Here is a 13,224-nt window from a genome sequence, read left to right as displayed (position 1 = left end):
AAAGATGTGCGAAATTTCTGGGCGCTCATCCGGAACAGGATGGGCTCGCTGCTGCGGAGTTCAGTCCGGCTGTGAATGTAACCGCCGGTACTGCAACTCCATTAATAGTGAGTTAAGGATGAATATTCATGCTGTTCGCCGGTGGCATGGTCTTGTTGGCGCTGTCATCGTGTTTTTTTTGGTCTATCTTATGGTTTCAGGATTACCTTTAAATCATGTTGAGATACTTAAATTAGATAAGCGCGAAGTAAGCTATCCTTGGCTTATGCGCTGGTATGGGATTCATGCTGCTGAACCAACTCAAGGGTATTTGCTTGGGAAAAGCTATTTCTCATGGGAAGACGGCAAATGGATTTTAGACGATAAATTATTGACCAGCAGTGCAGGGCAACCAGTTGGCGCAGTCGAGGTTAGGGGTGTTAATTATATTGCGACCGCCACCACCCTTTATTTGTATCAATCTGATGGACAGATGCTAGGTAAGGTGGAAAATAAATCGCTACCCGCTCATCCAATTTTGGCGGTTGGCAAAATGGGTAGTAATGTTGTGCTGCAAACCCCCTCTGCCGTATTCGCTAGCGTCGATGGGCAGAATTGGGAAAAATCAAGCGCTGCTGGAATGACGTTGTCTTCTCTGCAAGATCTTCCTGACGATGTTAAACGTCGCTCGGCGGACATTCTCGCACCGAGTATACCGCTACAGCGTATATTGTTGGATGTGCATAGCGGTCGTATATTTGGGCGCTATGCAGTATGGGTAATGGACGTTGCGTCGCTTGTATTGCTTGCTTTGGGTTTAAGCGGGTTTTGGCTTTATTGGAGGTTAAGGTGAGTGAAGTTACCGGAATCGCCAACTTATTTAGCAATGGGAATTAACCCAGCACCCGGAGGAACTCAAAACTGTTCGGCTGACGGAAAATAACGAGTAAATATGCTTGCAAAAAGATCAGTGCACGCTAATTAGATTGCTTGTAATGATGTTTTTGTGGATGTTGAATGGAGTTAGAATTATTAAAGTCCATATGGCAAGAACAATGCTGTAGATAAAGTCTGCACCACACGTGTAATGCCGCGCTGCATTTTTTCCGATAACGTAATCGCGAGCAAATCCAGGCTTCCGATAATTTTCCCGAACTCACGTTCAAAGCTGAGATTATGCTCGCGGTCATTCAACTCATTGGTTAACAAATTAAGCTGTCCATTGTTATCGCGTTTATTGGAGAGCTGCCACACGGCGATTTCGACGTTACGCGCGGCATTAAAGATACTTTGCGGCTCAATGGTGTCGGTAAAATAGAACTCAGTTTTTCCGCCATGCGCTTTGATCAGCATCGTTTGCAGGCCTACGATCAACGACATTACCCGGTCACCTTGATAGTCAGGCTGGAACGCCTGTTGAATAGCATAGGAGCCCTGCGCTTCGCTGATTTCCTTGAATCGCCAGCCATGCTGGTTTTCGAATACTGATTTCACCATCTCTTCTACGTTAGCCGTAGTGCTTTTTCTGAGTTCGCTCGGATTACGCTTGTATAGTTTTGTCATTAACATACGTAAGATTTGGGTATTTTCACGTATCTCCACATCAGCCAAACGATCAATATCTGATTTACCAAGCTGACTGAGCAAATTACGATCATTCTGTTGTGGAATGTTCTTGCTGTTTTTGGCAGGCTCTGTGGTGGTGCAGGCGGCCAGCAATAAGGCTGCGGCAACGAAGGCAAGTAAACGGCAACTATTTTGCAATTTCAGAATCATGCGTTTCCAATATTATTATCTCTTTTGTAAGATTGTTCGAGAGTCGAACTGCGGTAGCATAGCAGCCTCTTACTCGACCAGGCAAAAGGAATATAAATGAATAAACACATGCACACATGTGCGTAGCGATATAAGATTTCCGGATTGAAGAAAATTAGTTTGAGTTAGACGCAAATTGCAAATGAGGTTGAGGTTGATAGATCAATAATCCTGTGAGCGACAGAATGGAAGCCGGGGCTACATGACAGACGGCCCAAGTTGGTAGCGGAATGACGGAAATCCTTTCGGGTTGCACACAATTCCTGCTAGTCTTGCACCATAATCAGTTCATAAATTAATTCGTAGGCCAGCCATGCAAAGTTACTTAAACCGCATCCTCACCGCTCGCGTTTATGACGTGGCTATTGAAAGCCCGCTGGACGTTGCGCCCAATTTGTCCATTCGCATTGGCAACAATGTTCTGCTAAAGCGTGAAGATATGCAGCCGGTATTTTCTTTCAAGCTGCGCGGTGCCTATAACAAGATGGCGAAGTTGACGTCGGCGCAGCTTAAGCGCGGTGTCATTGCTGCCTCGGCCGGTAATCACGCGCAGGGCGTGGCGCTGTCGGCGCAGAAGCTGGGCTGCAAGGCCATCATCGTTATGCCAATGACCACGCCACAGATCAAGGTGGAGGCAGTTGCCAGCCGTGGAGCAAAAATAATATTGCATGGCGATTCTTATTCTGATGCCTATCTGCATGCATTGGAGCTGGAGCAGAAACTTAAGCTTACCTTCGTCCATCCGTATGACGATCCCGATGTAATCGCCGGACAAGGGACGATCGGCATGGAAATACTGCGGCAGTATAGCCAGCCTATCCATGCCATCTTCGCGCCCATCGGCGGCGGCGGCCTGATATCAGGCATTGCCGCTTACGTTAAGGCGGTGCGCCCGGAGATCAAGATTATCGGCGTGCAACCAGTGGAGTCCGATGCCATGAGTCGCTCGATTAAGGCCGGCCGGCGCGTCAAGCTCGAACATGTCGGCTTGTTCGCCGATGGCGTGGCTGTAAAACAAGTCGGGCAGGAGACTTTCCGTTTGTGCCGTGAATTGGTGGACGAAATTATACTGGTGGACACCGACGCCATCTGTGCAGCGATCAAGGATGTGTTCGAAGATACCCGCACCAATCTTGAGCCTGCCGGAGCGCTGGCTATTGCTGGTGCCAAGTTGTATGCGGAGCGCGAAAAACTAAAGGGTAAGACGCTGGTGGCAATTGCCAGCGGTGCCAATATGAATTTCGACCGCTTGCGTTTCATCGCGGAGCGGGCAGAACTCGGCGAAAAACGCGAGGCTATTCTGGCTGTGAGTATCCCGGAAACTCCCGGCAGCTTTCGCAAATTTTGTTCTTTGCTGGGTCAGCGTAATATCACTGAATTCAACTACCGTTATGCGAACCCCAAGGAAGCGCATGTATTCGTCGGAGTGCAGGTGAAAGACCAGTCTGAAACCACCAAGCTTGTTGCCACGCTGGAAAAACATAAACTGTCCACGCTGAATTTCACCGACAACGAGATGGCCAAGCTGCACGTTCGTCACTTGGTAGGTGGACATGCGCCTGGCTTGCAGGACGAGATCCTGTTTCGCTTCGAATTTCCGGAACGCCCCGGCGCATTGATGACTTTCCTCAATAGCATGAACCATAGCTGGAATATCAGCTTGTTCCACTATCGCAACCATGGTGCGGATTATGGCCGCGTGCTGATCGGCATGCAAGTGCCTCATCATGACAAGAAACCGCTACGAAGTTTCCTGGATAATCTCGGTTATCGCTATTGGGATGAGAGCGATAATCCGGCATACAAGCTGTTCTTGAGCTGACGGTTAAATTTTAATAAGCGCGAGCAAATTTGAATTTGTCCTTATCTATAAAATCCGCAGCTATCTTCAATGAGTTCATGCTGGAACGATTCGGTATCGTGGATGCTGTTCACGGCAGCGTCATGTTTCGGGGTTTGGCTTATATGGCGGAGAATAATAATTCGCCATTCTGGATAGCATTCCAAAACTCACCCGAATTCCTTGACGGATTATTCAAGTCAGTATGCGGCGGTGTTTGCCGCGTTCGCCGAGAAAATTTTGAACAGCTGCTGTGAAGTTTCCGTCGATATTCTTGAAGAAATCGTCCACTTGAATATATGAGCAAGGATAAGCTGCCCATGACAATACAGGTTATGAAACAGGCTATCAGACAACGTATAATTGCAGACCGCGAACAATTGACCGCGGCTGAGAGGGCATGCCTGAGCCAGGCCATCTCGGAGCGCATCGCCAACCTGAATGCTTATCGCACGGCCAATACGGTGCTGGCTTATATGAGCTTCGGCGCGGAGTTCTCCACCGAAGAATGGGTGCAGCAGGCATTGCGCGATGATAAGTGCGTGCTGTTGCCCAAGGTGAACCGCGCCACGAATGAATTGGATATTTACCGCGTGTCCGACTTGCAGCATGATTTGGCACCCGGCCTGTGGAATATACGCGAACCGCTGGTTGAGCGCTGTGCCAAAATAAATACTTTAAAAGAAGTGGGTTTCATCTTGTTGCCGGGCATAGCATTCGGACGCGACGGTGCGCGACTAGGTTACGGCGGTGGATTTTATGACAAGCTGCTGGCGCGAATGAAGGATGCGAACCAAGGCTGCCACCCTGCGCTGGTTGCCGGGGCATTTGCTATCCAGCTAGTCGAAGGTATACCGCAGGAAGCCACCGACCACAAAGTGGAATGGGTGGTGACGGAGAACGAGGCGATAAAATGCGTTTCTGATAAGCATGTGGACAGATAGGTGCGCCTGTACACCATCAAAAAATAAACAGCCTGGTGCGTAAATGCACAGACCAACAACGAGTGATAGAGAGTAGATATATGGCAGATTTACCTGATAACGATTCACAGGAAACACAAGAGTGGCTGGATGCACTGGACTCGGTGCTGGAGCATGAAAGCGCGGAACGCGCTCATTACCTGATCAGCCAACTGGTCCGAAAAGCGCACTTGGCCGGTGTCGCTCTGCCGATTAGCACAATCACGCCTTACCTGAACACCATACCGCTCGACAAGGAGCAACGCTCGACTGGCAACTATGAACTTGAGCATCGCATTCGTGCCCTGACGCGATGGAACGCGATGGCTATTGTGTTAAACGCCAATCGCGAGTCGTCTGAACTGGGCGGCCACATCGCCACCTTCGCTTCGGCGGCCACGCTGTATGACGTTGGCTTCAACCACTTTTTTCATGGCAAGACCGAGAATCACGGCGGTGACCTGGTTTATTTCCAGGGACATGCATCGCCCGGCATGTACGCACGCGCCTTTCTTGAGGGGCGTCTCAGCGAGGAGCAATTGTACAATTTCCGCCAAGAAGTAGATGGCGGCGGCCTATCCTCTTACCCGCATCCATGGCTGATGCCCGATTTCTGGCAGTTCCCCACGGTGTCCATGGGTTTGGGCCCGCTGATGGCTATTTACCAAGCGCGTTTCATGCGCTATCTGGAGTATCGGGGCATTGCTAGTACCGATGGACGCAAGGTATGGGCGTTCCTCGGTGATGGTGAAACTGATGAACCGGAATCGCTGGGGGCGATTTCGATGGCCGCGCGCGAGAAACTGGATAATCTGATTTTCGTCATTAACTGTAATTTGCAACGATTGGATGGCCCCGTCCGTGGCAACGGCAAGATCATCCAGGAGCTGGAGGGTGTATTCCGAGGCGCGGGCTGGAACGTGATCAAGGTGGTGTGGGGAGGGCAATGGGATCGTTTGTTCGCGAAGGACAAGACGGGACTTTTGCTAAAGCGCATGGAAGAAGTGGTAGACGGCGAATATCAGACATACAAATCCAAAAATGGCGCCTATGTGCGCCAACATTTTTTCGGCAAATACCCGGAATTACTGGAACTGGTCGCCGATATGTCGGACGATGAAATCTGGCATCTTGATCGTGGCGGCCACGATCCGCATAAAGTTTTTGCCGCTTACTCAGCCGCAGCAAACCATAAGGGACAACCCACCGTCATTCTGGCCAAGACCATAAAGGGCTATGGCATGGGTGAAGCCGGTGAAGCCCAAAACATTACCCACCAGCAAAAGAAAGTGGGCGATGAAGCATTACGCAAATTCCGTGATCGCTTCAATATTCCAGTGACCGATGATCAGCTCAGCAAATTGCCATTCTGTCGTCCACCCGATGATAGCTTGGAAATGAGTTATCTGCGCGAGCGGAGCAAGGCCTTGGGCACCGTACCCGATCGCAAAATAGTGGCAGCGCCATTGCAAATACCAGGGCTGGATGCCTTCGAAGTATTGCTTAAAGGTACCGAAGATCGCGAGATTTCCACCACCATGGCTTTCGTACGCATGCTGGGCATTCTGGTGAAAGACAAAAATATTGGCAAGCTGGTGGTACCCATCGTGCCGGACGAATCGCGCACTTTCGGCATGGAAGGATTGTTCCGCCAGCTCAGCATTTTTTCGCAAGTTGGCCAGTTGTATACGCCGCAGGATGCCGATCAGCTGATGTTCTACAAGGAAGACAAGGCCGGACAGATTTTGCAGGAAGGCATCAATGAAGCAGGCGCGATGTCATCGTGGATTGCTGCATCCACGGCCTACGCCAACCATGGTGCAACGATGGTGCCGTTCTATATCTACTATTCCATGTTTGGCTTTCAACGTGTCGGCGATTTGATGTGGGCAGCGGGCGACCAGCGTGCACGTGGCTTTCTGCTGGGAGGCACGGCCGGGCGCACCACATTGAATGGCGAAGGCCTGCAACATCAAGACGGCCACAGCCATCTGATGGCGGCGACCATTCCTAACTGCGTGTCCTACGATCCAACCTTTGCTTACGAACTGGCGGTGATTATTCAGGATGGCATGCGCCGCATGTATCAGGAACAAGAGGATGTGTTCTATTACCTCACTGTGATGAATGAGAATTACGCGCATCCGGCCATGCCGGAGGGTGTGGAGACCGGCATTATCAGGGGCATGTATTTGTTTAATGAAGGTAAAGCTCAATCCGCCACGACACCCACGGTGCAACTTCTAGGCAGCGGGACTATTCTGCGCGAAGTTATCGCAGCCGCTGAATTATTGGTGAAGGATTTTGGCGTAGCTTCCGACATCTGGAGCGTAACCAGCTTCAATGAATTACGTCGGGATGGGCTGGATTGTGAGCGCTGGAACATGCTGCATCCCGAAGCTGCGGCACGAGTAAGTTACGCCGAGCAATGCTTGGGCAAGCGCAAGGGGCCTGTAATTGCAGCAACCGATTACATTAAAAGCTACGCTGACCAGATTCGTGCCTTTTTGCCCGGCAGTTACAAAGTGTTGGGCACGGACGGTTTTGGCCGCTCTGATACGCGTAAAAAGCTACGCCATTTCTTCGAGGTTGATCGTTATTACATAGCAGTCGCCGCACTGAAAGCGCTGGCTGACGAAGGCACGGTAGCCATGAGCGAAGTCAGCAAGGCGCTCAAACTGTACAATATCAATCCCGACAAACCGAATCCAACTACGGTCTGAGCGGGCAGGAGACACGCGTGGCAGAAATCAAACAAGTACTTATGCCGGACATCGGTGATTCCAAAGATGTGCCGGTAATAGAAGTAATGGTAAAAGCGGGTGATACGGTCAAGGCTGAGCAGTCCCTGCTTACCCTGGAAACAGACAAGGCTACGATGGATGTACCCGCTCTATTTGATGGGGTGGTGAAGAGTGTTAGCGTTAAAGTGGGCGACAAAATATCGGAAGGCGCACTGATTTTATTGATGGAAACCAGTACAGCGGAATCATCTACTGTGGTTAGCCCCACCACAACACCGGCTCCGGTAAAAGAAGTTGCCGCAACTCCTGTTACAGCGCCTGCTGCCACGCCCACTGTGGCGCCAACTGGCTTTCAAAGCAGCCCTGCAGGCAAGGCACATGCCAGTCCGTCCATTCGGCATTTTGCGCGCGAACTGGGGGTTGATCTTACGCGCGTAAAAGGCAGCGGAGAAAAGGGACGCATTACTAAAAATGACGTTCAGAGCTTCGTTAAAGCTGCGCTTGCACAACCGCAAGGCGGTTCGGGTGGCGGCGGCTTGCAGGTATCCGCCATGCCGGTAGTAGATTTTTCAAGGTACGGTGTTATCGAAACCAAGCCGCTTTCGCGCATCAAGAAGCTTTCTGGTGCCAATCTTCATCGCAACTGGGTCTCCATTCCGCACATTACCCAGCACGATGAGGCTGACATCACCGAGATGGAAGTTTTCCGCAAGGAGCTGGGCGAGGAATACTCAAAACAGGGAATAAAAATTACTCCGCTGGCTTTCTTGCTCAAGGCCGTGGTGACAGCTATGCAACAATACCCGGATTTCAATTCATCATTGGATGCTAGCGGTGAAAACTTGGTGCTGAAAAAATATTTTCACATCGGCGTGGCAGTGGATACGCCGGATGGCTTGATGGTGCCAGTGTTACGTGATGTGGATCAAAAGGGCATAGTTCAACTGGCCAAGGAGTTGGGCGAGATTAGCGCCAAGGCACGGGAGAAAAAGCTCCCCGCAACCGCCATGCAAGGTGGCTGCTTCACTATTTCCAGTCTGGGCGGCATCGGCGGAACAGCTTTTACACCTATTATTAATGCGCCAGAAGTGGCTATTTTGGGTGTGTCCAAGGCGAGCATAAAACCAGTATTCAAAGAGGGTGAATTCGTGCCGCGGCTAATGTTGCCACTGTCGCTGTCATATGATCATCGCGTAATCGATGGTGCCGAGGCAGTGCATTTTACAAGTTATCTTGGCAAAGTATTGTCGGATGTTCGCCGATTGGTGCTATAACCTGTGAACCAAGCCCCCATCGGCATTTTGGGAGGCACGTTCGATCCTATCCATAACGGTCATCTGCGCTTGGCACAGGAAGCACTGGAGCAATGCAATCTGGCTGCGATACACTTCATTCCCAGCGGTACGCCGCCGCACCGCACTGCACCGCACGCTAGCGCAGTGCAGCGTCTGGATATGGTCCGCCTGGCATTGCAAGGCAACGCGGCATTCGTGCTGGACGAACGCGAAATTTATCGCATCGATCCATGTTATACGGTAGACACGCTTACTGCGCTGCGTGCCGAGCTAGGTATGCAACAGCCGCTGTGTTTGTTGATGGGCGGCGATGCCTTCCTGCTGTTACACTCTTGGCATGAATGGAAAAGTTTGTTCGAACTGTCGCATATAGTGGTCATGCAGCGTGTCGGGCACCCGCTTGGCAATGCCATAAATGGGGCTAACGAGGCTTTGCGCGATGAATACAGGGCACGCCTCGCTCCGGCGCCCCGCATTCTGCGTGACTCGCCTGCCGGGGCGATCCTGGTGGCGAATATGCCTGCCCTGGAAATTTCCGCCACTGATATTCGTAAACGTTGTGCCGAAAATAAAAACATACATTACCTGCTACCAGACGTAGTAGCCGATTACATACAATTACATCACCTATATACCTAACATGCTAACCATTGAAGAAAAAATCCAGGCCGTAGTGACCGCATTGGAAGATATTAAGGCCAATGATATCAGCGTACTCGATACCAGCAAAAAGAGTCAGCTATTCGAGCGCATGGTGATCGCCAGCGCCAATTCACCGCGCCAAACCAGGGCCTTGGCCGACCATGTATCCAAGCAACTCAAACTGCGCGGCGAGCCAGCGCTCAGCATAGAAGGCGAGGAAAGCGGGGAGTGGGTGCTAGTTGATCTCGGCGAAGTGGTCGTGCATATCATGCAGCCTGCAGTGCGCGCCTACTACCAGTTGGAAGAACTATGGACCATGAGGCATCTGCCGCCTAAGGCGGCTAGCGAGCCAAAATGAAACTGTGGTTGGTGGCGGTCGGGCACAAGATGCCGGCCTGGATTACCGCAGGTTTCACCGAATATGCCAAGCGTATGGCACGCGAGGCCCAAATCGAACTGATAGAAATAAAGCCGGAGCCGCGAACCACCGGCAAGAGCGTAACGCAGATGATGGAGGCAGAAGCGCAGCGTATATTAGCCGCTCTGCCGAAGGATGTGCTGCGCATCGCGTTGGACGAGCGCGGCGCGCATTTCTCCACCAAACAGTTGGCGCAACAAATGGAAGGCTGGATGGGCAGCGGACGCGATGTGGCCTTCATCATTGGGGGCGCGGATGGCCTGCACGAGTCAGTAAAAAACAGTGCGCAGCTGCTGCTGGCGCTGTCGATCATGACACTGCCTCATGGCCTGGTACGAGTATTGCTGGCGGAACAGTTGTATCGCGCCCACAGCTTGTTGCACAATCACCCTTATCATCGTGAATGATGCGGCCCATTTATATAGGATTTTAAAGAGCCATGATTTCTCACCCACGCATTTACCTCTCCTCGCAAAGCCCGCGTCGCCGAGAGTTGCTGAAGCAGATCGGGATTAATTTTGAAACGCTGTTGTTACGTTCCAACTTATCCCGCAAGATGGATGTGGATGAAACTCCATACACAGATGAGTCACCGGAAGCCCATGTGCAAAGGGTTTGTCAGGAGAAAGTGAATGCCGGATGGAAGTCTGTGCAATTCCGCAATTTACCCCCCCTCCCGGTTTTGGCTGCCGACACTAGCGTTATTCTGGACGGCAAGATTATTGGCAAGCCGCAAGATCGTGAACAGGCTGCGGCCACTCTGCGTGTTCTTTCCGGACGTCAACATCAAGTATTGAGTGGCGTTGCAGTTACCTTCGAAGAACGTACGGAAATACGTTTGTCGGTCAGTAAAGTTACAATGGCCACGCTTAGTGAAGAGCGCATCAGGCGCTACATCCTCACCAGCGAGCCATTAGATAAAGCTGGTGCTTATGCTATCCAAGGTTACGCTGCGGCATTCATACAGCACATAGACGGCAGCTATTCAGGGGTAATGGGCCTACCCCTGTTTGAAACAGCTGAGCTGCTGCAAACATTCGGTTATCCCATTCTGTGAATGACGAAATTCTAATCAACGTCACCCCGCAGGAAACCCGCGTTGCAGTAATGCAACAGGGAATAGTGCAACAACTTCACATTGAGCGCGGCAGCCATCTCGGAATAGTCAGTAATGTATATGTCGGGCGCGTGAAACGTGTTCTGCCTGGCATGCAATCTGCCTTCATCGATATTGGGCTGGAACGCTCTGCTTTCCTGCATGTTGCGGACATATGGGAAAACCGCAATAACAGCGATGCTGCCAAGCCCATCGAGAAAATGCTGTATGAGGGGCAGAGCCTGCTGGTACAAGTCATCAAGGACTCCATCGGCAGTAAGGGCGCAAGGCTTTCCACTCAGATCAGCATTGCCGGACGTCTGCTGGTGTTTCTGCCGCAGGAATCGCACATCGGCGTATCGCAACGCATCGAGAATGAAGCCGAGCGCGAACTATTGCGCACCAAGCTGCAACAGTTGCTGCCTGATAATAGCAGCGGCGGCTACATCATCCGTACCATGGCGGAGACTGCGACTGACAAAGAGTTTCTCGCCGACATGGAATATCTCAACAAACTGTGGATCAAGCTCCAAGAGCAGGCGAAAACATCCTCAGCTCCTTTTTTGTTATACCAAGAGCTCAACATCAGCCTCTGCGTGTTGCGCGATTTCGTCAACGAAAGCACTACGCGCATCTTGGTGGACTCACTCGAAACTTATCAGCGAATGGCTGCTTTCGCACAGGATTTTATCTCCAGTGCGGTGTCGCGGCTGGAGCACTATGTCGGCGAGCGCCCGCTATTTGATTTGTACGGAGTGGAAGATGAAATTGAGCGAGCGCTGTCGCGCCGCGTGAATCTCAAGTCGGGGGGGTATATCATTATCGACCAGACCGAAGCGCTCACCACGGTCGACGTTAATACCGGTGGCTTCGTCGGCTCGCGTAATTTTGACGACACCATCTTCAAGACAAATCTGGATGCTGCACAAGTCATCGCGCGCCAGTTACGCCTGCGAAATTTGGGCGGCATCATCATTTGCGACTTTATTGACATGAATAACCAGGAACACCGGGATGCCGTACTGGAAGAATTCAAGAAGTCGCTGGCAAATGATCACACCCGCATCACGGTAAACGGTTTCTCCGCTTTGGGGCTGGTGGAAATGACGCGCAAACGCACGCGCGAAAGTCTGGCCCACATACTGTGCGAGTCTTGCCCCACCTGCAAGGGGCGCGGCGAAGTAAAGACCGCGCAGACCATATGTTACGAAATTGTGCGTGAAATTACGCGCGAAGCACGCCAATTTAACGCTCGTGAATATCGCATTCTGGCTTCGCAACTGGTCATCGACCTGTTCCTCGACGAAGAATCGCAAAGCTTGGCCCAGCTTTCTGACCTTATCGGCAAACCGGTGTCACTACAGGTGGAAAGCTTGTATAGCCAAGAGCAATACGACATCATTTTAATGTGATTTTGCTGCAATATTTAGAGATGCCCTTTGTTGTAATTCTGTGGTGATGCCGCATGGGAAGGGGGCAAGTCTCAATACTGTTCGGATAGCGCGCTTGACGAAGTGGTTTGGCTGTTTAGTGGTTGATTTTATTGAGCTTATTTTACTTAAACGAACAGTATTGAGACATGATCCCGCTGCCCTCTGAGCAGCCACACAGCAGCCTCACCGGGCTTATACAACAACGGTTTAGATTGTGGTTCGCTTCGCGATCACGATCTAACCTTACTCGTTAGCTAATCTTAGAGATATCAACATCAATCACCCTCCCAATAAGTAAAGCGACTAACTTTTTCATACACTAGCTTTCCATTTCGAGTGACAGATACTGTACCCTCAAAAACAGGCGTTTTCATAGATACAACGTCACTCAAATTCCAGAACATGCCCCAAGTGTCTAAGAATCCTCCATTGATTCTCACAATACCAATCGGTGTATTCACAGATGTAAGTTGAACATTACTTTTTCCGATTATGGGGTTTGGAAAACGGTAATTCAATATCTCTTCGTCCTTGGTTCTCACAAGAGATAACGATACATCTGGTCCAACAAACTTGGGGTGTTCATAATCAAGCTTTCCATTGTTGTTGTAGGAAATAGTTCTCAGCTCGAACCAGTCAAGTTTGCAACCTTCTACAACGATTTCCTTTTCAGGAAAGTAGTAGCCATCAGGGTCAAAATATTCCTGAGCAAACGCCGGGCAGTTCAACACTACGAGAACGACTATCAGTGCTTTGTATAAATATCGTTTTATGCACATATGGAAGGTTAGCTAACGAATAGCGTTTATCTGCCGCCCTCCCCAAACTTGTTAAACCCTCGACCTTATTGGCGGCGGATAAACCTCGTTGGACTGAACCATTGGAGAACGGAACCTGTGGGGATTGTAAGGTTTTGAAGTGTGGCGTCAACCCAATGTCGTGAGGGTGTTAGCCCAAAGTAGTAATGTCCGGTTTCTCCCAAGTAGAAATGTCCGCTGGT

13 protein-coding genes are annotated in these 13,224 nt (G+C 50.7%); 11 read left to right on the top strand and 2 right to left on the bottom strand.

Translation table 11 applies throughout. The annotated features are described in order from the left end of the window. Nucleotides 1-118: 118 nt before the first annotated feature. Nucleotides 119-832, top strand: a complete 714-nt coding sequence (locus MJ768_RS13110) for a PepSY domain-containing protein (protein WP_239292360.1) — start codon at nt 119-121, stop codon at nt 830-832. A gap of 179 nt (nt 833-1,011) precedes the next feature. Here MJ768_RS13110 and MJ768_RS13105 read toward each other — a convergent pair whose 3' ends face one another. After that, a complete protein-coding gene (locus MJ768_RS13105) occupies nt 1,012-1,755 on the bottom strand; it encodes a hypothetical protein (RefSeq protein WP_239292359.1) in 744 nt (247 codons plus the stop codon). Nucleotides 1,756-2,107: 352 nt separating this feature from the next. Here MJ768_RS13105 and ilvA point away from each other — a divergent pair, with 352 nt between their 5' ends. The 10 genes from ilvA (at nt 2,108) to rng (ending at nt 12,203) form a co-directional block, all read left to right on the top strand. Beyond that, entirely contained in the window at nt 2,108-3,616 is a 1,509-nt protein-coding gene (gene ilvA / locus MJ768_RS13100) for a threonine ammonia-lyase, biosynthetic (protein ID WP_239292358.1), read from the top strand. A 35-nt stretch (nt 3,617-3,651) separates the two neighbouring features. Then, nucleotides 3,652-3,891, top strand: a complete 240-nt coding sequence (locus MJ768_RS13095) for a hypothetical protein (RefSeq protein ID WP_239292357.1) — start codon at nt 3,652-3,654, stop codon at nt 3,889-3,891. 63 nt (nt 3,892-3,954) lie between these two features. After that, nucleotides 3,955-4,578 (top strand): 5-formyltetrahydrofolate cyclo-ligase, encoded by a 624-nt coding sequence (locus tag MJ768_RS13090; RefSeq protein WP_239292356.1) that lies wholly within the window; start codon nt 3,955-3,957, stop codon nt 4,576-4,578. A gap of 80 nt (nt 4,579-4,658) precedes the next feature. Then, nucleotides 4,659-7,319, top strand: a complete 2,661-nt coding sequence (gene aceE, locus MJ768_RS13085; protein ID WP_239292355.1) for a pyruvate dehydrogenase (acetyl-transferring), homodimeric type — start codon at nt 4,659-4,661, stop codon at nt 7,317-7,319. Nucleotides 7,320-7,336: 17 nt separating this feature from the next. Continuing rightward, a complete protein-coding gene (gene aceF, locus MJ768_RS13080) occupies nt 7,337-8,614 on the top strand; it encodes a dihydrolipoyllysine-residue acetyltransferase (protein WP_239292354.1) in 1,278 nt (425 codons plus the stop codon). Nucleotides 8,615-8,617: 3 nt separating this feature from the next. Then, a complete protein-coding gene (gene nadD / locus MJ768_RS13075; RefSeq protein ID WP_239292353.1) occupies nt 8,618-9,274 on the top strand; it encodes a nicotinate-nucleotide adenylyltransferase in 657 nt (218 codons plus the stop codon). A gap of 1 nt (nt 9,275) precedes the next feature. Continuing rightward, entirely contained in the window at nt 9,276-9,635 is a 360-nt protein-coding gene (rsfS, locus tag MJ768_RS13070) for a ribosome silencing factor (RefSeq protein ID WP_239292352.1), read from the top strand. Continuing rightward, nucleotides 9,632-10,102: a 23S rRNA (pseudouridine(1915)-N(3))-methyltransferase RlmH gene (gene rlmH / locus MJ768_RS13065; protein ID WP_239292351.1), complete on the top strand. Its 471-nt coding sequence runs from the start codon at nt 9,632-9,634 to the stop codon at nt 10,100-10,102. The genes rsfS and rlmH overlap by 4 nt, the downstream gene beginning before the upstream one ends. Nucleotides 10,103-10,134: 32 nt before the next feature. Further along, nucleotides 10,135-10,752 (top strand): Maf family protein, encoded by a 618-nt coding sequence (locus MJ768_RS13060; protein ID WP_239292349.1) that lies wholly within the window; start codon nt 10,135-10,137, stop codon nt 10,750-10,752. Continuing rightward, entirely contained in the window at nt 10,749-12,203 is a 1,455-nt protein-coding gene (gene rng, locus MJ768_RS13055) for a ribonuclease G (RefSeq protein WP_239292347.1), read from the top strand. Before MJ768_RS13060 ends, rng begins: the two co-directional genes overlap by 4 nt. 296 nt (nt 12,204-12,499) lie before the next feature. On the opposite strand, the gene MJ768_RS13050 is transcribed toward rng, so the two are convergent. Next, a complete protein-coding gene (locus tag MJ768_RS13050; RefSeq protein ID WP_239292345.1) occupies nt 12,500-12,955 on the bottom strand; it encodes a hypothetical protein in 456 nt (151 codons plus the stop codon). Between the last annotated feature and the right edge of the window lie 269 nt (nt 12,956-13,224).

Origin of the sequence: Candidatus Nitrotoga sp. 1052, from assembly GCF_927312905.1 — a bacterium.
GTDB lineage: Bacteria > Pseudomonadota > Gammaproteobacteria > Burkholderiales > Gallionellaceae > Nitrotoga.
The sequence above is the reverse complement of the archived record's forward strand: the minus strand, read 5'-3'. Positions and strand labels throughout refer to the sequence as shown.